The following is an 18,953-nucleotide window of genomic DNA, read 5'->3' on the forward strand; positions in this document are numbered from 1 at the left end:
ATAATCTAACTGCCCAGTTTAGTGGCATTTCCACCGAACCTAGATCACCGCCTGTAAACAGGTTTCAACTTGTGTTTGTGTAACTGGTAATTTAATTTTAGATAAAAACCAATAATTGGACTTACAAAAATAAATTACCAATTGATATTGCCAGTGTGGCGAGACACAAGTTATATCTCTTGAAATAAATTTGCAATAATTAATTCAATAGGTAATAAGTATTAATACCATTTCTATTTTTGATTAAATACATACTAAAAATGATTTAAAACAATAACTAACATTAATTAAAATATAAAAATGATAGAATTTAAATTTTTTAAAATAATGAATAAGTATCAAAAACACAAAAAATTGGTATACCAATAAAATACAATTTAAAAATTTGCATAAACAAAAACACTGGTCTAGTCTTTTTTATAAATACCACGCCAACACTGGTTGACCAATTAAACTTACTTAAAGTAAATATAAGATAAAAAGTCACTTAACAATGGCAACATAGAGAATGCTCTAAACATGAAACTTCGTACCCGTTGCATTAATAAATTAAGCAATGGGTAAATGGTTTAATAACAAGGTAAAAAATACAGGTTCAAATGGGGAGTTAACGCAGCAAGTGAATTATTCATGTGGCTCGAACGGTCAATGCTTTAAAAAATAGATACTAATACACTTAAGCAAGCCTTAACCTGTACATGAAGTTTATTAAGAAAATAAAAAATTCAGTTATCACTTTCATACATTTCACCTATTTTAGTGAGGTATTAAAACTTATTTATCTTTCGAGGTTAAATTTACAGCAATGTATTTTTTTAGGCAGAGCCTATAGTGTGTGGTTATTTCCCCTAAATAGGCGATAACACAACATAAATACCACACATTATCAGCCCTTTGAGTTCGCCCTAGGCCGATTGATTCTTTGTTTTTTGTCTATATGACTATAGTTAAGGTGAATGTTCTGGACACAGAAGCTTTGCTCGGCTTCTACTCATTTTGTGTAGATGTAAGACAGTAGGGTAATGCTGGATCTTTTACTAAGTCACCTTGAACTCTGGATAATAAATCTATCTCAAGCAGTTATTTTCAGCGCTAACTGCATTGAACTAATACCAATTCACTTAATTAAGTGACCTGTTTTGAGGTAAAAACCGTGTCGATAACAAAACAAAAAGTTAGTTATTTAGTTGTTATAACTAATTGTTCTTACATGACTCTACCTTCTGCAACCATGTAGTCGTATATCAGATATTTTTAACACAATTAGCGTCAGATTTAATCCCTCAAATTGATTAAGCACTATTGCGGATTGGTATCACACACCTCGATAATACTCACTTTCAAAAGACATTAAAAAAGGCAAGCATCTATAATGCTCGCCTTTTATTTATGGTTGTGCAGCTAACTACTCTTGAAAGTAAGTGCCCCAACCATCATATTCTACTTCACATTCGACGGCTAATTGCGCTAATTTATCAACGTCTTCCATTATCACGTCTACATCAAGTTCGGCTTCAACAACGATGTCAAAACTCCAAATTTTACTGCCATCTTCAAGCTCAAGCTCTGCAGGCTCTTCAACATCGTAACCCAATTTGAACGCAGCAAGGGCTGCTTGTTCCAATTTAGGGAAATCTTCACACACAAAGTGGTGCTCTACTTCATAAAGTATTTCAGGATCAGATCCGTCTTCGAGTAATGAAGATACAATGTCTTCACTTATTTCACGCCAGTTTTCCATTATTTATCTCTCACTTGAGCATCTAATTCAGTTATTTTAGCAGCCATAATATTGTGTACATTTTGGGCGTGCTCGCGCGCGCTAATACTTTCATCAAGTGATATAGGCGCTAACATTTCAATGTAGATTGTACCATTATCCCAACGATTTAGCTTAATGGTTTTATGTGTTGTATTCATACACACTGGGACTATTGGTACTTCAGCACTCATAGCAGTATGAAAAGCCCCTGTTTTGAACGGTAGCAACCCTCTTCCATAACTGCGTGTGCCTTCGGCAAATACCCAAACAGACAACCCATCTTTCTTTATTTTTTCAGCAGCTTTCGAGATTGTACCTGCTGCTTTTGAACGATTTGCCCGATCAATTAAAATATTACCCGAAAGCCAATAAAGCTGACCAAAAAATGGAATCCACTTTAAGCTCTTTTTGCCTAAACTTACGCAGTTTTTGGGCACCATTGCTGGCACTGTAAATAAATCGTAGCTATTTTGATGATTAGCAACATAAACGGCAGGACCAATATCAACAGCATCTTTATGACGTGTTAAAACTAATTTAACACCAATCATTTTAGCCATTGAGCCAAACCAGCCCGCTATAATGTGTACGTTATTGGGATGAAATGGCCTTACTAACGACAATAGTAAGCCAAAAAAACAACTCAATAGTATAAATAGCAGCATAATAAAAATACGTATAACAGCGAGCAAATCGGCTTCTCCAAAAATCAGTTACAACTATTATAGCGTTATTTTGTGACACAAACGAGACAATAGCGCACAAGTGTACGCTGAAAAACTTTAAGTGCTTTATTTTAAAACAAAAACGGCCTGCAAATGCAGACCGTTTCTAATTATACAAAAAGTAATTGATTACTCTTCGTTAATGGCTTCTATTGGCTCATCATCTTGAGGAGTTAGCTCAACAACGGCTTCGTCAACACGCTGTAAGCCACGTGGTAACTTATTACCACGACGACCTCGCTCACCATGATAATGCTCTAAATCACTTGGTTTAAGTGTTAGTTTACGCTTACCAGCATGAAGCGTAACACTGCTTCCTAATGGCACAACAGCTAGCACTTTTACAAACTCTTCACGGGCTTGTACTTTAGCACCTGGTATAGAAATGATTTTATTACCTTTACCCTTACCTAATTTTGGTAAGTCTCGCAGTGGGAATAAAAGCATTCGACCTTCGTTAGAAATAGCCATACAGTAATCGCTAGCAACATCGTTCACCCTAATAGGAGAAAGTAATATGCCACCTTTAGGAACACTTACCAGCGCTTTACCATTTTTATTTTTACTCACTAAATCTTTAAAGTCGGTAATAAAGCCGTAACCTGCATCTGACGCCATAAGTAAGACTTGCTCGTCTTCACTCATTACCACGTGCTCAAAATTAGCACCTGGTGTTAAGTTAAAACGACCTGTCATTGGTTCGCCTTGGCTACGCGCCGAAGGCAGACTGTGCGCATCGGTTGCAAATGCCCGCCCTGCTGAATCTAAAAATACAGCCGGTTGATTGCTCTTACCCCGAGCCGAGGCTCTAAAGCCATCACCTGAACGATAATTTAAGCCTTGTACATCTAAATCATGGCCTTTACCAACGCGTGCCCAGCCTTTATCTGATAGCACGACAGTAACTGACTCTGATGGAATTAAATCTTTTTCGTTAAGTGCTTTCGCTTCTGAACGCTCAATCACTGGCGAGCGACGATCATCACCGTACATTTCAGCGGCTTCTTGAATTTCTTTTTTCAGCAGTGTCGACATACGACGTTCTGAGCCAAGTATTTGCGCTAATTTATCACGCTCTTTGGCTAGTTCATCTTGCTCACCGCGAATTTTAAACTCTTCAAGTTTTGCTAAATGACGAAGTTTTAATTCTAAAATAGCTTCTGCTTGCGTATCAGTTAAATCAAAGCGCTCCATTAGTACAGGCTTTGGTTTATCTTCACTGCGGATGATTTCAATCACTTCATCAATATTTAAAAAGGCGGCTAATAAACCTTCTAAAATATGCAAACGCGCTAATACTTTATCTAAGCGATACTGCAAACGACGGCGCACTGTTTCGCGTCTAAATGTTAGCCACTCACTTAAAATACAGCGCAAGTCTTTAACTTGCGGGCGACCATCTAGGCCTAGCATGTTTAAGTTTACGCGGTAATTTTTTTCAAGATCGGTGGTTGCAAATAAATGCGCCATCAATGGCTCAGCTTTAATGCGGTTTGAGCGTGGAATAATTACAATGCGTGTTGGATTTTCATGATCTGACTCGTCACGTAAATCAGCAATCATTGGTAATTTTTTAGCGTTCATTTGCGCTGCAATTTGCTCAAGTACTTTACCACCAGAACATTGATGCGGCAGCGCTGTAATAACGATATCGCCATGCTCTTCGGTGTAAACCGCACGCATTTTGATAGACCCACGACCGGTTTTATATATTTTATGAATATCGGCTTTTGGGGTAATTATTTCAGCATCTGTTGGGTAATCTGGTGCATGTACAAGCTCAAGTAATTCTTCAAGCTCTGTTTTTGGTTTATCAAGTAATAAACAACATGCACTAGCCACTTCACGTACGTTATGTGGCGGAATATCGGTTGCCATACCTACGGCAATACCCGTTATACCGTTGAGTAAAATATGCGGTAAGCGAGAAGGCAGTACTACTGGTTCATCCATTGTGCCATCAAAGTTTGGTGTCCAATCGACGGTGCCTTGGCCAAGCTCTTTTAATAGTACTTCTGAAAACTTAGATAAACGCGCTTCGGTATAACGCATTGCTGCAAACGATTTAGGGTCATCTGCCGCGCCCCAGTTTCCTTGTCCATCTACCAAAGGGTAGCGGTAAGAAAACGGCTGCGCCATTAATACCATCGCTTCGTAACATGCACTGTCGCCGTGTGGATGGTACTTACCGAGTACGTCACCCACGGTACGAGCTGATTTTTTGTACTTGGCATTAGCCGACAAACCCAGTTCGCTCATCGCATAAATAATACGACGCTGTACTGGTTTTAAACCATCACCTACATGCGGTAAGGCGCGGTCCATGATCACGTACATGGAATAATTTAAATAGGCGTCTTCGGTAAAACGCCCCATTGTTTGTTGCTCAATTCCTTGCATTAGCAAGGTATCTGTATCACTCATTAAAGCTTACCTAGTTTTTCTTATAGCTTACACGGTAGATTACATTGGCGTAATCATCGCTTACTAACAGACTGCCGTCACCTAATTCTGCAAATGCAACAGGGCGTCCAAATGTTGTTTCGTCTTTCATAAAGCCAGTAATAAATGGCGTATATTTAGTTACGCGACCTACTTCAATTGTTGCTAGCCCTACTTTATAACCTGCCTTTTTAGAACGGTTCCATGAGCCATGTTCAGCAACAAATAATTGGTGCTTATAACTTGCTGGAAATTGCTTAGCGTTATAAAAATGAATACCTAGTGGCGCTACATGCGCAGGAAGCGCAAGTGCTGGCGACGTGTAATCGGCAATGTTTTTACCTTCACCAAACTCAGGGTCAATAATCGCACCGGCATGAACATACGGAAAACCAAAATGCTCACCTTCTTGCGTTGCGCGGTTTAATTCATCAGGTGGAATATCATCGCCCATCATGTCGCGACCGTTATCACTAAACCATAAGGCTTGAGTCGCTGGATGAAAATCAAAACCCACTGTGTTTCTAACGCCCTTGGCTATTGTTTTTATTTGTTTTGTTTCTACATTAAGCGCAAAAATACGGCCAAAACGCTCATCTTCAGCACAAATATTACACGGCACACCCACTGGAATGATTAATTCTCCCGTTGGTGCAAAACGTAAAAATTTCCAACCATGATGACGCTCACTCGGTAATGCGCCATAAACCACATCAAACTTTGGCTCTTTTAATTGGGTATCAATATTTTTAAAGCGAATTATACGATGCACTTCGCCTACATATAAATCGCCATCTTTAATCGCTATGCCAGAGGGCATGTTTAAGCCTTTAGCAACAACAATTTTTTTATCTGCTACGCCATCGCTATTATGATCAATAAGCGCGTATACATTGCCCGCTTTACGAGAGCCAACATACACAATACCTTTTTTTGAAACAGCTATTTGACGCGCATTTTCTACATCATTTGCAAATAAACTTATTTCAAATCCCGGTGCTACGGTGAGCTTATCGAGTATATTTTTAGCCATTGCAGGAGCTGTAGTTAGCCCAAGTAATAGCAAACTTCCTAGTAGTTTATTCATTCATATCTCCCAGTATTAAACACAGGCGATCAAACTTGCGCCTTGTTACCATGATCTTCTAACCATTGACGACGATCCGGCGATCGTTTTTTAGCAAGCAGCATATCCATCATTTCCATGGTTTCTATTTCTTCATCAAGCGTAAGCTGTACTAAGCGTCGCGTATTAGGATCCATGGTTGTTTCGCGCAATTGCAGTGGGTTCATTTCACCCAGACCTTTGAATCGTTGCACGTTTACTTTTCCGCGTTTCTTCTCTGCTTCTATACGCGCTAAAATAGCGGTTTTTTCACCTTCATCTAGTGCGTAATAAACTTCTTTACCAATATCTATTCTAAATAATGGCGGCATTGCAACATACACATGCCCTGTTTTTACTAACTCTGGAAAATGGCGAACAAACAATGCACACAATAGTGTTGCAATGTGTAGTCCATCCGAGTCTGCATCGGCCAATATACAAATTTTATTGTAGCGCAGTCCCGACATATCGGTTGATTCTGGATCAATTCCCAGTGCCACTGAAATATCGTGTACTTCTTGTGATGCTAATATTTGGCCTGATTCGACTTCCCACGTATTCAAAATTTTACCACGTAGCGGCATAATTGCCTGAAACTCACGGTCTCGCGCTTGTTTAGCAGAACCACCAGCAGAATCACCTTCCACTAAAAACAATTCGGTACGATCGTTATCGGCAGCACTACAATCGGTTAGTTTACCTGGTAATGCAGGGCCTGCAGTAACTCGTTTACGTACCACTTTTTTAGCTGCACGCAAACGGCTTTGCGCGTTTGAAATACATAGTTCAGCTAATAATTCTGCAGTATCGGTATGTTCATTTAGCCATAAACTAAACGAATCTTTTACAACACCCGATACAAATGCGGCACATGAACGTGATGAAAGTTTTTCTTTGGTTTGCCCTGCAAATTGTGGATCTTGCATTTTAACTGACAATACATAACTACAACGTTCCCAAATGTCGTCAGGCGTTAGCTTTACACCACGCGGGAGTAAGTTTCTAAACTCACAAAATTCACGCATTGCTTCAAGTAAACCTTGGCGCAGACCATTTACATGTGTACCACCTTGCGCGGTAGGAATAAGATTTACGTAACTTTCAGCTATTGATTCTCCACCCTCAGGTAGCCATACAACAGCCCAATCAGCGCCTTCAATAGAGCTTTTAAACTCACCTACAAACGGGTCTTGTGGTAATGTTTCAAAACCTTTAACGGCTTCAATTAGGTAATCTTTTAAACCCGTTTCGTAAAACCATTCTTGAGTTTCTTTCGTTTGCTTATTAACAAACTTAATACGCAGACCTGGGCATAAAACCGCTTTGGCTTTTAATAAATGATTAAGCTTGGTAATTGAATAGTTTGGTGAATCAAAGTAGCTAACATCAGCCCAAAAACGCACTGTAGTACCCGTATTGCGTTTACCGACGGTGCCTATGACACTCAAGTCTTCTACTTTATCGCCATTTTCAAATGCCATTCTGTATTGCTGGGCGTCTCGTCGTACAGTTACTTCTACGCGCGTAGATAGCGCATTCACTACAGAAATACCCACACCATGTAAACCACCCGAAAATTGGTAGTTTTTATTAGAAAACTTACCACCTGCGTGTAATTTAGTGAAAATTAACTCAACCCCAGGAATACCTTCCTCAGGGTGGATATCAATAGGCATACCACGACCGTCATCGCTCACTTCAAGTGAGTTATCTTCGTGGAGTATTACGTCGATACGTGTGGCATGACCAGCCATAGCTTCATCGACACTGTTATCGATAACCTCTTGGCCTAAATGATTCGGGCGTACGGTATCGGTGTACATCCCTGGGCGTCTTTTTACCGGATCTAATCCATTAAGTACTTCAATGGCTTCGGCGTTATAATTTTGATCACTCATAGTTTTTATCTTTATATGCGCTAAGGCTATGCTTAGCTAGTTTTACGTGATTTTAAGAAAATCTACAATACTGGTAAAGGTGTTATCAAAACCTGTATAGCTATGATCGCCACCAAACTCTACCCGTTGTTTGCATTGTGAATAATAGTTTACTGCGTGTTGAAAATTAAGCACTTCATCGCCGGTTTGCTGTAATAAATACAGCAACTCAGGGTATTTTAGCTTATCTACAGACAGTATTTTTAAGGCATTTATATGACTGCTATTTAAATCATAATGATAATCTTGGTAAGGATTATAGTTTGGCCCAAGTAACGCTTGTAATAAATTGTATGGTGCTACCGCTGGATTAATAACCACTGCAGGAATTTGATAACGCTGCGATAAATATGTGGCAAAAAAACCACCTAACGAGCTCCCTAATAATACTGTATTAGGTGTTAGTAATTGCTCAAGCTTAATGATAGCTTGTATAGGCTCATGGTTTAGGCACGGTACACAATAATCAACGTCATAGTGTGCCATAAGCTCGCCAAAGCGCACAGCTTTATATGACTTATGTGAGCTATTAAAACCATGAACATAAATTACACGTTTAGCCATACTACTTCCGTTTTCATGCCTATTTTATCTTTTTCTGTATCTATATAAAGCATTCTATAAGCTGGGCCGCAGTTTTGCTGTTGCCACTGGGCACTGTATTTTTTAAACTGCGTAGAACTCGCCGGTGTTGCAAACACGCTTAACTCTCTATAACTTTGCTCATATTCATTATGAACGTGACCATGGAAAACCCCAATAATATTACCACTATTTACCAGTACATTTAATAATTGAGGCCCATTTTCGAGCATGTGCTTATCAAGGTAGCCATTTATTGGTAACGGATTATGATGACAAAATATGATCTTTTTACTGCTTGATTGAACCAAACACTCCGTTGTTTCATCTAAATGCGCGCCAGTCACCCACCCAGCAGGTGTAGGACCTTTCGAATTAATAAGTAGTAACTCAATGCCGCTTGCCGCTATGTGTTTGGCACTATTTATTTGCCCACCACTTATACGGTTAAGCATTGTTATCTCATCGTGATTACCTGGCAACCAGAATACGGGACATGTTAATGCACTTTTATGTATCAGTTCACTAAACAATAGATAAGACTCAAAGCTGTGATCTTGTGTTAAATCACCACCAAATATCACACAATCAAGTGGTTTTTGAGCCATGTGTGCTAGTGCTTGTTCAAAATGCGATGCAGTGTTTACTCCAAAGTACTCACCGTCTTTATCGGCAAATAAATGGCAATCGGTTACATGCGCTATGCGCAGCACCGATTTATTAAATGTATGTTTATCATCAAACCAAGCCATTATTTACATCCCAATTAAGGGTCGCTTGTCCGTGTTCAACACAGGCAACAAGCCAGTCATATAAAAAAGCGTTAAGTTGGTATTTTTCATCTTTTTGATGCATTTTAGGGTTAGGATACCCATAAGATGGCTTTATCCTTTGATGATAATCGTGATGAATAATCTCAGCTACTTTAGCGTCATGATACAATCTCACCGTTAAGTAAAGCGGCGCTATGCCTTTAACCATTCCTGTTAACTGCTTAATTGAAATATCCATGGTGTATTTTGCACTACCATCAATTTTTGTAGCAAACTCACTGTTGCCAAGTTTTACTTCACGAATGCTTCCTATATTGCGCTCGCTAGGCAGTAATTTTAATAGTCGCACATAATTATGCTCGCAAAGCGTTAGATACTTTGGGAGGCTTTGAATATATCGTTTTGTTGCTAATCGTGCTGTCAAAGTACCACCATAATATTAGTAAGAATTTATGCCCATTTACTTGCCATCTTTTCGCGATTAAGTGCAAGCCATTGCATACAGATAACCGTTGCTGCATTATCCATTTCACCGTTATTGAGGCGAATTAAGGCATCATCAACCGTTAATATATGGGTTTTTATGTCTTCACCTTCCGTTTCCAGCCCATAAACACCCGACTCTATTTGGCTTAAATCAGCGCGTGCTAAATACAAATGTAGGCGTTCAGTTGTGCCACCGGGGCTTGATAAGTATGAAAGCATAAACTCCAACTCATCTAACTCAAGCCCAGCCTCTTCAAATGCTTCTTTTTTAACGACAGCTTCATAATCATCACTACCATCGGTCATGCCAGCAATACATTCTAGCAGCCATGGCGAGTCCTTGCTTTTAATTGCGCCAATACGTATTTGCTCAATTAAAAGGATAGTGTCTGATACTGGGTCGTACGGCAATACAGCAATAGCATCACCGCGCTCTAATATTTCGCGACGAATAGTTTTTGATTTTCCACCTGCAAATAATGCGTGTTCGAACTGATATAAGTTCACCTGGAAAAAACCTTTATAGAGATTTATTACAGGTTTTATTTTCACATCTTTATGTGTAAATTTAACCAAACTTTTATTTACCATGCATCGACTTCCTGTATATCTAAACGATTAAAATGCGTTAATATATTCTGTTACATTTGAACATGCGGTTTTACAAATTTTTTTTATTAAGTAAAACAGGTTAACATGCTTTTAGTATAAAAATTGTCTAAGGACTGAACCCATATGAAAAAGAACATTCTTGCGGCACTGATTAGTTTATCATGTGCACTAGGCTCAACAGCAGCTAATGCTGAAGATTTACTAAACGTTTTTGAAATAGCGACAGCTAATGATCCTACCGTTTTAAAGGCAAAAGCCCAAGCAGATGCACAATCTTACGAAAGTGATCGTGCTATGAGTGTATTATTGCCTCAAATTAATTTAACTATGGGGTATGACAAAAGTGATGTTACGTCTTACCAAAGTGTTGGTGATTTAGCTAGCCAAGTACAAGTTGAAAGTGACACTGACCAATTCACACGTGGTGTTAGCTTAAGCCAAACATTATTCGACTTAGGCGCTTGGAATTCTTTAGGTATTGCTGACAAACAAGCTCTGCAAGCAAGCGGTCAGTACGATGCAGCTAAGCAAAACTTAATTGTACGCGTTGCTGAAGGTTATTTTAACGTATTAAGTGCGGTTGACAACCTTGAGTTTATAGAAGCCGAAAAACGTGCTATTGAACGCCAACTTGAACAAACAAAACAACGCTATGCGGTAGGCTTAACAGCTATTACAGACGTACACGAAGCACAAGCACAGTTTGATAATTCAGTAGCTCAAGAGATTATTGCAAGCAATGCAGTAGAAACAGCCCGTGAGCAACTTCGTGAAATCACGGGTAAGTACCATGCAAAATTAGATTTTTTAAATACCGATACTTTCTCTACAACTAAGCCAGCTAAACTTTCTTCCGATTTTATTAAAGTCGCTGAAAACAAAAATATTAGTTTACAAGTATCCAAAGTAACCGTTGATATTGCAAAAGATCAAATTGAATTAGCAAAAGCAGGTCATTATCCAAAACTAACTCTAAGTGCAAATTATGGTGATTCTCTTACAGACACTCAAAGAAATGGCGTTAATTTTGATGACCAACCGCGTTCAGATTCAAGTTCTGTAGGGCTTAACTTTAGCGTACCTTTATATTCAGGTGGCGCAACGGTTGCTGCAACTAATCAAGCCCGTGCATTTTACGTAGCTGCAAGTCAAGATTATGAAACAAATTACCGTGCTATAACACGCACTGTTATTACATCTTACAACCAAGTTGTTTCGGACATTGCAACTTACAAAGCACTAGAGCAAGCGGTTGTTTCGGCCCAAAGTGCGCTTAAAGCAACTGAAGCAGGTTTTGAAGTAGGCACACGAACTATTGTTGACGTACTGGTTAGTACACAAAACTTATACAATGCAAAGCGTAACCTTGCTGATGTGCGTTATAGGTATGTACTCTCTACCCTTCGCTTAAAACAAGCAGCAGGAACATTAACAAGTGAAGATTTAGTGGCAATAAACCAAGGGTTAAAAGCCGCTTAAATTACACTTTTTGTAATGTAAAACTAGAAAAGCCAGCGACATTGCTGGCTTTTTGTATTTTATAGCGCTTAGCGTTAAACTAGCATTTTTATTTATAGAGAGTTTTTTGTGGTCACCTCATCTCCTTTTAAAGCATCTTTTTTAGGTCCTCGATACTGGCTAACGTGGATTGGCGTTTTATTCTTATATTTACTCTCTTGGTTGCCACAAAAACTACAATTAGCCATGGGTAAACAGCTGGGGCGTTTAGTTTATAAATTCATGAAACGCCGTCGCCATATTGCACAAGTAAACATTAAACTATGCTTTCCTGATATGAGCGAAGCAGATCAAAAAGACCTAGTACTCAAAAATATGGAAAATACAGGAATTGCGATGGTCGAGACCGGTATGGCTTGGTGGTGGCCGCAATGGCGTGCTCAAAAAGCATTAGGGTCTTTTAAAGGGCTTGAACACTTTGAGCGGGTGCAAGCTTCTGGCAAAGGCGTATTATTACTTATTCCTCATGTTTTGCATCTTGAAATGGCTAGTCGCATAATGGGATTAGCGTGCCAAGGAGTTGGGTTTTATCGTCCTCATAACAACCCATTGATGGAATACTTTACAACCAATGGACGCCTCCGCTCTAACGAATATTTAATTGGTCGTAAGGACGTAAAAGGTCTATTAAAAGCATTAAAAAATAAAAAAGTTTGTTATTACTTGCCTGATCAAGATTACGGTCGTAACCGTTGTGAGTTTGTTCCTTTTTATGCAGTACCCGATACAGCAACCACAACAGGCACACTGATGTTTGCTGGTAGTAAAAACTGCGAAACAATGAGCTTAATCACGCGTCGTGACGACAATGGTAAGTATCACTTAGAAATACTACCTGAGCTTGAAGATTTCCCAAGTGGTGACGATAAAGCGGATGTAATACGTGTAAATCAACGTATGGAGCGTTCAATTAACGCGGCGCCTGAGCAATATATGTGGCTCCATCGCCGTTTTAAAACGAGACCAGACAAAAATACCCCTTCTTTTTATAAGAAGTAGCAGTGGAATAACACTAAATACAAAAAGTGAGTAGAGATTATGTGGTTTTGGGTTAAACATTTATCATTTGCTGCAGTATTAATTATACTGGCTATCTATTTTTTATTCAGTGATGGGCCAACATTTGATATTAGAGATTCTAAAAATGCGGCAGCTGAAGGGCTATCTCGCTTTTATTCATCCATCCGTAATCAAGTTAAAAGCAATAAAGAGCGAGATCAATTTGTACTCCAACTAAAAAAGCCAGATCAGACTCTTGATCGCGTGTTAGCGGAACGAGGCCGAACGGTTGATCCTATGCCAACTAGCTGGACGGGCGGAATTGAGCCCAGACGTTTTGAAAGTGGAACAACGTTAAAAAAAGCACTTTCTCAATATGCTGATAATGAGGGTCTTGCGCTTTATTGGTATTTAAGTAAAGACTACGTAGTAAAAGATCATTTTAGAGTCGACAGTAATTTCACCTCTGCATTATATCAAGTAGGCAGAGCTATTAATGATGACTTTGAATATGAGGTCTACACTTATTTTTGCCACAAGCAACGTGCCGCAATAATTACTGAAAAACCGTCTGAATTTGTACGTGCTAACTGCTTAAAATTAAACATTTAACCACTTAAAATAAAAACCCAAGCTTTAGCTTGGGTTTTTAAATTTAACTTAACGCAAAAATGCTATTCCAAATATGTGTTACATGAGTAATATCATTCTGGAATGCTTCTCGTGATACTAATTTACCTTGCTGATCTAAGCTCAGTACATGGTAGCAAGAACGATAATCAATATATGCTTTGACCAACTGCTGCTTTTGCTCTTCAGTAATACAACCAATTTTAGCAGCCTCAGTTAAAATTCTTACGTTGTCAGAATAAACTATTAGCTTTTCAAATTTATGAGCATGTTTGAGCACTATATATTGCGTAATAAATTCAATATCAGCCATACCACCAATATCTTGCTTTAAGTCAAATTGATCAGTATTTCCTTTTGCTAGATGATCACGCATTTTTTCACGCATTTTTATAACATCATCTTTTAGTGTTGTAGCATCGCGTTGTTGACTCAGTATATTTTTTCTAATTTCTAGAAAGCGTTCAACTAGCTCATCTTGACCTAAAATTAAGCGAGCACGAACAAGTGCTTGATGTTCCCACGTCCATGCTTGAGTTTGCTGATAATGATTAAAGCTTTCAAGGTTGATCGCTAGCAACCCTGATGCACCTTCAGGTCGTAAGCGTGTATCAAGCTCATATAAAATCCCCGATGCGGTACGTGTATTAAATAAATGCATTAGGCGTTGTGCGAGTTTTAGATAAAACTGCCTTGAATCAATTGGCTTATCGCCATCAGTTTGACTAGAACCGTCGTGGTTATGTACAAAAACTAAATCAAGATCTGAATCGTAACCCACTTCAAATCCCCCTGTTTTACCGTAAGCAATTACGGCAAACCCTTTATTTTCATCGTCAGTGCCCGGCGGCATGCCAAAACGCTTAACCGTATTATGCCATGCAATATTAACAGCTTGATCAACAATCGCTTCGGCCAGTGCTGTTAAGTGATCGCTTACTTTCATAACATCAATTACTCCAGTAGCATCAGCTGCTGCGATACGTAATTGATGTGTTTGTTTGAACTGCCTTAGAGATTCCATTTGTAGTTCTAAATCATCATGTTCAATGCGTAAGAAATATTGCCTTATTTCATATTTATAAGCAGTTAAAGGGGTCGGCTTATACAAAACTGCAGGATCAATAAGCTCGTCAAGTAAGATAGGATAGCGAGATATATGTTCTCCTATCCATTTGCTATGGCAACACAATAGTACCAGCTGCTTTAATGTTCCTGGATTTTCGTATAATAATTCCAAGTACGCAGTACGCGAAATAATTTTATTTAGTATTTGGCAAACCATAGAAAATGCTGCACCACTGGCGTTAAAATTATTTAACTGTTTTAGTAAAGCTGGCATTAATTTATCGAGAATATCGCGCCCCCGATTACCTATTTTTGCCTTTGATATACGTTGTTTAAAATCTTTTAATGGTAATTGCCAATCATCTTTTGGCTCATTTAAAAAACTAATATCACCATGATCCCATGCACTCACAAATGCCCCTTCACTTGTATCTAAAGGCTCAGTTTCTTCACCAATCACCTGTGTAAATTCGTTATGTATTTGCTGCATGACGTGATCTATTTCAACCAATGTTGCGCCAAAATCATCCTGTTCTAATAAAGTATTTAGGCGTTGCTGGTTTAACTCATCATCCGGCAATGTTTGTGTTTGCTGATCGTCGAATATTTGCAAGTACTGTTCAACTTTACGTAAATAAAGATAATTTTTCTCAAGACCTTGCGCTTCAAGCTCATTAATAACTTGGTTAACCGTTAACTCCTTTAACGCTTTAAGTAATGATTGCGTTTGTAAGTTAGCTTCTCGTCCACCTCTTACCATTTGCAACGCTTGAACAATAAACTCAACCTCTCGAATACCACCACCACCTAGTTTGATATTATTAGTTAAACCTTTTCGCCGCACTTCTTGGGCAATCATTAACTTCATTTTTCGTAGTGATTCAATCACTGAGAAATCAATATAGCGACGATATACAAATGGCTTTAAAAGCTGATTAAATTCATCCCAATACTGATTAGGTGTGCCAATTAAACGCCCTTTTAACATGGCATAACGTTCCCAATCTCGTCCTTGCTCTTGGTAATAGTCTTCAATTGCGTTAAAGCTCATAACAAGTGGGCCACTTTCACCAAACGGGCGAAGTCGCATATCAACCCTAAATACTTGCCCGTCACCGGTCGTTTGATTTAGCGCTGCAATTAGCTTTTGTGCCACCTTTGTATAAAATATTTGCGCCTCTAAGTTTCGACGTCCACCTTGTGTTTTAACACTGCGGGGATAAGCAAAAATAAGATCTATGTCTGATGAGTAATTAAGTTCTTGCCCCCTAGCTTACCCATACCAAGTACCATTAATGGCATTGCTCGGTTACCCTCATCTAAAGGTTCGCCATTAATTTTAGCAACGTGCGTATGCGCCCATTGATTCGCACTTTCTATCAACATATCAGCAAGCTGGCTAATGTATTTTATGCTATCAGCAATTGGGTGATTACAGCATAGATCTAAAAATGCGACCTTAAGCCAGTACTTCTCTCGAAACTGACGAAGTATCTTATAACATTCATTTTCATCTATCTCAGCTAAATTTCTATTTTCAAAAGGAGAATTAATAATTCGGCTTTGTATTTCGTCTTTGCATGTTAGCCACTCTTTTAAGTCTGGCTGGGATCTTAAACTACGCCACGCAAAGTCACTTAATCCGAGTAACTTTACAATAATGGGCTCTTTATTTTGCTCTGGGTACAACTGCTCAAAGCGCATTAAGCCAAGTTTTTGTAATTGAATAGGAAGTTGCTTTACGTTACTCATCAATACTCTCTTTTATATCATCAGTAACCGTACTAGAATGATTAAAACCTAGAAAGGTTAACTCTACTTAGGAATACCATGTCTTATTTGTCATTATCTAACACTAGTTTTGTTGCGATTGCTATTAGTTTTGCGGTTATTTGCATAACTATATTTTGCCTACGAGTCGTAACTCAAATTAAAGCAAAACAAGCGCTTAAAGATGAACTTGCGCAGCATGATAACTTTGCAATGGGGATTAGTTTTGCCTCTGAAATATCAGTTGTTATTGCAACTATGGCTTTTTTGTTTGATGAAATTAGCGTAAGTACTGCGCAATCCAACCCTTTAAAAGTGATTGTATTAATTATTCTACTGTTTATTTTTATCAAAGCGGGACACTTAATTCATCGAAAATGGATTCTCCATCGTTTTAATGAAGAAGCCGCTATATTAAAACAAAACGTATGTGCTGCATTAGTCGATTCAGGTATGTTAATCGCTAACTGCATTATGACTTTAGGGCTTTATACATGGACCCATACACAAGGTCTAAGTAACTTGCTAATTGCTTTTGTTAGTTTTTTGTTCTGCAAGGTATGTTCGCTTTTGATAGTAAAATCCGCGAGTACCGCTTTGCAAAAGCGAATCAAGGAGCTTCATTGCAGAGCAACTTTAATTTAGAAAACACCTCGATAGGGATACGCTATGCTGGTAAATCGATTGGTTTAGCACTCGCTGTGTATGCTGGTTTATCCAGTGCTGAATTTCAAAATGGTAAAATGGTAGAAAATTTATTCACTCTCGTCATGCACTGCGGTGTAATGTGGATATTACTGTATGCGCTTACTTTTGTAATAAAAGTTATATCATTACCTAATATTGATACAGCGCTTGAGGTTGATCATCAAGATAACATAGGGATTGCTTGTATTGAATTTGCTGTTTTTTGTGCTATTGGCTACTTGCTAATTAGCATGTTTTCTATTTAGCCTCCCTTTGACTGAAAAGGTTGGCCAGCGTACTAGATTGCTATGATATTAAAATTTATTTAGCGCTTGGAAAAATAAGGTGAATTTACACATCAATAGTGGGCTTACTGCACGTGAATTCAACATCGTTAATGTTGAATTCAGCTGTGTAAGATAAATTGACCATTTTTGGCTCAAGTTATTTTTCAGTGAGTTCTTTAAATTAAACAGCTATAAACGATCTACTTTTAATTAAGTTTGTATACACTGACCTAAATACGATGGGGACTTATGCCATTCCAAGTGACTAACTATTTATTAATAGACATAGATAAAGAGTTTAGCCGATCATTTGCTGAGCATTATTTTAATAGTGAACGACGAAATACATCGAGCCCCTTAGTCATCGCGGGTTCTAATATGCGCCAATTAGTAAAAATGATGTTTGATGAGCTTATAAAAGACTATTGCTATTGCGATTTTGAAAACGAAATAAGCGTTTCTGAACTTGCCAGCTACTTGCATGAGCATCACAGTATCGAAGGTATTTTACTAAATAAAGTCGACTACTTGCTGGCCGATGATGCACAGCGATTTATCTATAACTCTTTGCATAAAAATCGCATTTTAGTTAGCCAAGATGAAAATGGTTTTAACTTTTGCCCACTAACAGACCAAAGCCACTCAAATCATCTATCTTGCCACACCGATATAGCGGAAACTCCTTTGAACCTAGTTGAGTTAACAGAACAACTTAATAGAAAATAAATAATTGCACCAAGCTCACTGCTTACTTACCATAGCGGTATATAACTTTTATGCGCTAACCTATAAGTGACATTACATGCGAGTTCCTCATATTTATCAAAAATCTAACATTATCTTAAATACCCCCGTTTCGTTAGATGAAGACGCTGCAGGCCACGTTGGCCGTGTACTTCGTATGAAAGTAGGCGAAAATGTGTCTATTTTTAATGGCGAAGGCGGCGAATACCTTAGTGAAATAATTGAAGTAACTAAAAAAACAGTTGTAGTAATGCCATATGAATTTAATGCTCATGATGTTGAATCCCCTTAAAAATTCATTTAGGTCAGTGTGTTTCACGTGGCGATAAAATGGATTTTACGATTCAAAAATCAGTTGAACTAGGGATTACCGAAATTACGCCTATTTTTAGTCAGCGCTGTGGCGTAAAACTAATGGGTGATCGCCTTGAGAAAAAACACCAACAATGGCAAAAAATCGCAATTGCAGCAGCTGAGCAGTCAGGACGTAACTTTATACCAATCATTAATCCACCGATTGATTTAAAACAATGGCTTGCACAACAAACCAATGCAATTAAGCTCACACTCCACCCTCGTGCTGAGCACAGCATTAAAACTATTACAGTACCTAAAGATGGCGTGCGCTTTTTAGTCGGTCCTGAAGGTGGTTTTACCGATGATGAAATGGCACTAACTAAGCAACTAGATTTTGTAGATATTCGTTTAGGCCCGCGTGTTTTACGAACGGAAACGGCCGCTTTAACGGTCTTAAGTGCATTACAGCTTCAATTTGGCGATTTAGCTAATTGAAATAACTAAAAGCACCCTCATATAAACAGTA

13 protein-coding genes and 3 pseudogenes are annotated in these 18,953 nt (G+C 38.5%); 6 read left to right on the forward strand and 10 right to left on the reverse strand.

The annotated features are described in order from the left end of the window. Nucleotides 1-1,405 precede the first annotated feature (1,405 nt). The 9 genes from rraB to P4S71_RS05875 form a co-directional block, all read right to left on the reverse strand. A complete protein-coding gene (gene rraB, locus P4S71_RS05835; RefSeq protein WP_007376503.1) occupies nt 1,406-1,741 on the reverse strand; it encodes a ribonuclease E inhibitor RraB in 336 nt (111 codons plus the stop codon). Further along, nucleotides 1,741-2,454 (reverse strand): 1-acylglycerol-3-phosphate O-acyltransferase, encoded by a 714-nt coding sequence (locus P4S71_RS05840; protein ID WP_007376504.1) that lies wholly within the window; start codon nt 2,452-2,454, stop codon nt 1,741-1,743. The genes rraB and P4S71_RS05840 overlap by 1 nt, the downstream gene beginning before the upstream one ends. Before the next feature lie 162 nt (nt 2,455-2,616). After that, nucleotides 2,617-4,911 carry a DNA topoisomerase IV subunit A gene (gene parC, locus P4S71_RS05845; RefSeq protein WP_007376505.1) on the reverse strand — a complete coding sequence of 765 codons (2,295 nt, stop codon included), beginning with the start codon at nt 4,909-4,911 and terminating at the stop codon, nt 2,617-2,619. A gap of 10 nt (nt 4,912-4,921) precedes the next feature. Next, on the reverse strand, nt 4,922-6,016 hold the full coding sequence (locus P4S71_RS05850; protein WP_008136373.1) for a PQQ-dependent sugar dehydrogenase: 1,095 nt from the start codon (nt 6,014-6,016) through the stop codon (nt 4,922-4,924). A 29-nt stretch (nt 6,017-6,045) separates the two neighbouring features. Continuing rightward, nucleotides 6,046-7,935, reverse strand: coding sequence for a DNA topoisomerase IV subunit B (parE, locus tag P4S71_RS05855; RefSeq protein WP_008136372.1), 1,890 nt, complete (start codon nt 7,933-7,935; stop codon nt 6,046-6,048). 42 nt (nt 7,936-7,977) lie between these two features. Continuing rightward, the gene (locus tag P4S71_RS05860) at nt 7,978-8,538 is read right to left on the reverse strand and encodes a YqiA/YcfP family alpha/beta fold hydrolase (protein ID WP_096793764.1); all 561 of its coding nucleotides are present in this window, start codon (nt 8,536-8,538) and stop codon (nt 7,978-7,980) included. Then, nucleotides 8,523-9,308, reverse strand: coding sequence for a metallophosphoesterase (locus tag P4S71_RS05865; RefSeq protein WP_096793765.1), 786 nt, complete (start codon nt 9,306-9,308; stop codon nt 8,523-8,525). Before P4S71_RS05865 ends, P4S71_RS05860 begins: the two co-directional genes overlap by 16 nt. Continuing rightward, nucleotides 9,295-9,753: a DUF1249 domain-containing protein gene (locus P4S71_RS05870; protein WP_007376510.1), complete on the reverse strand. Its 459-nt coding sequence runs from the start codon at nt 9,751-9,753 to the stop codon at nt 9,295-9,297. The genes P4S71_RS05865 and P4S71_RS05870 overlap by 14 nt, the downstream gene beginning before the upstream one ends. A 26-nt stretch (nt 9,754-9,779) precedes the next feature. Then, nucleotides 9,780-10,406: an NUDIX domain-containing protein gene (locus P4S71_RS05875; RefSeq protein ID WP_033031393.1), complete on the reverse strand. Its 627-nt coding sequence runs from the start codon at nt 10,404-10,406 to the stop codon at nt 9,780-9,782. Between the two features lie 144 nt (nt 10,407-10,550). On the opposite strand from P4S71_RS05875, the gene tolC reads away from it, so the two are divergent. The 3 genes from tolC to P4S71_RS05890 all read left to right on the forward strand — a co-directional run bounded on the left by tolC (nt 10,551) and on the right by P4S71_RS05890 (nt 13,556). After that, a complete protein-coding gene (gene tolC / locus P4S71_RS05880) occupies nt 10,551-11,906 on the forward strand; it encodes an outer membrane channel protein TolC (protein ID WP_337150276.1) in 1,356 nt (451 codons plus the stop codon). Between the two features lie 108 nt (nt 11,907-12,014). Next, nucleotides 12,015-12,944, forward strand: a complete 930-nt coding sequence (lpxL, locus tag P4S71_RS05885; RefSeq protein ID WP_007376513.1) for an LpxL/LpxP family Kdo(2)-lipid IV(A) lauroyl/palmitoleoyl acyltransferase — start codon at nt 12,015-12,017, stop codon at nt 12,942-12,944. A 39-nt stretch (nt 12,945-12,983) separates the two neighbouring features. Continuing rightward, a complete protein-coding gene (locus P4S71_RS05890; RefSeq protein ID WP_337150277.1) occupies nt 12,984-13,556 on the forward strand; it encodes a toxin co-regulated pilus biosynthesis Q family protein in 573 nt (190 codons plus the stop codon). A gap of 43 nt (nt 13,557-13,599) precedes the next feature. On the opposite strand, the pseudogene glnE reads toward P4S71_RS05890, so the two are convergent. Next, nucleotides 13,600-16,394 (reverse strand): annotated as a pseudogene (gene glnE / locus P4S71_RS05895) (bifunctional [glutamate--ammonia ligase]-adenylyl-L-tyrosine phosphorylase/[glutamate--ammonia-ligase] adenylyltransferase). Nucleotides 16,395-16,472: 78 nt separating this feature from the next. Here glnE and P4S71_RS05900 point away from each other — a divergent pair. The 3 genes and pseudogenes from P4S71_RS05900 (at nt 16,473) to rsmE (ending at nt 18,922) form a co-directional block, all read left to right on the forward strand. Continuing rightward, nucleotides 16,473-17,365 (forward strand): annotated as a pseudogene (locus P4S71_RS05900) (DUF350 domain-containing protein). Nucleotides 17,366-17,635: 270 nt separating this feature from the next. Next, a complete protein-coding gene (locus P4S71_RS05905; RefSeq protein ID WP_007376517.1) occupies nt 17,636-18,112 on the forward strand; it encodes a hypothetical protein in 477 nt (158 codons plus the stop codon). 76 nt (nt 18,113-18,188) lie between these two features. Next, nucleotides 18,189-18,922, forward strand: a pseudogene (rsmE, locus tag P4S71_RS05910) (16S rRNA (uracil(1498)-N(3))-methyltransferase). The last annotated feature ends 31 nt before the right edge of the window (nt 18,923-18,953 follow it).

The organism is Pseudoalteromonas sp. B62 (assembly GCF_037162565.1).
GTDB lineage: Bacteria > Pseudomonadota > Gammaproteobacteria > Enterobacterales > Alteromonadaceae > Pseudoalteromonas > Pseudoalteromonas fuliginea.

Excerpts from the sequence above, each read along its gene's own strand:
- P4S71_RS05875 (WP_033031393.1), bottom strand. The coding sequence starts at position 10,406 with ATGGTAAATAAAAGTTTGGTTAAATTTACACATAAAGATGTGAAAATA.
- P4S71_RS05865 (WP_096793765.1), bottom strand. The coding sequence starts at position 9,308 with ATGGCTTGGTTTGATGATAAACATACATTTAATAAATCGGTGCTGCGC.
- rraB (WP_007376503.1), bottom strand. The coding sequence starts at position 1,741 with ATGGAAAACTGGCGTGAAATAAGTGAAGACATTGTATCTTCATTACTC.
- tolC (WP_337150276.1), top strand. The coding sequence starts at position 10,551 with ATGAAAAAGAACATTCTTGCGGCACTGATTAGTTTATCATGTGCACTA.
- P4S71_RS05890 (WP_337150277.1), top strand. The coding sequence starts at position 12,984 with ATGTGGTTTTGGGTTAAACATTTATCATTTGCTGCAGTATTAATTATA.
- P4S71_RS05905 (WP_007376517.1), top strand. The coding sequence starts at position 17,636 with ATGCCATTCCAAGTGACTAACTATTTATTAATAGACATAGATAAAGAG.
- parE (WP_008136372.1), bottom strand. The coding sequence starts at position 7,935 with ATGAGTGATCAAAATTATAACGCCGAAGCCATTGAAGTACTTAATGGA.
- P4S71_RS05860 (WP_096793764.1), bottom strand. The coding sequence starts at position 8,538 with ATGGCTAAACGTGTAATTTATGTTCATGGTTTTAATAGCTCACATAAG.
- parC (WP_007376505.1), bottom strand. The coding sequence starts at position 4,911 with ATGAGTGATACAGATACCTTGCTAATGCAAGGAATTGAGCAACAAACA.
- P4S71_RS05850 (WP_008136373.1), bottom strand. The coding sequence starts at position 6,016 with ATGAATAAACTACTAGGAAGTTTGCTATTACTTGGGCTAACTACAGCT.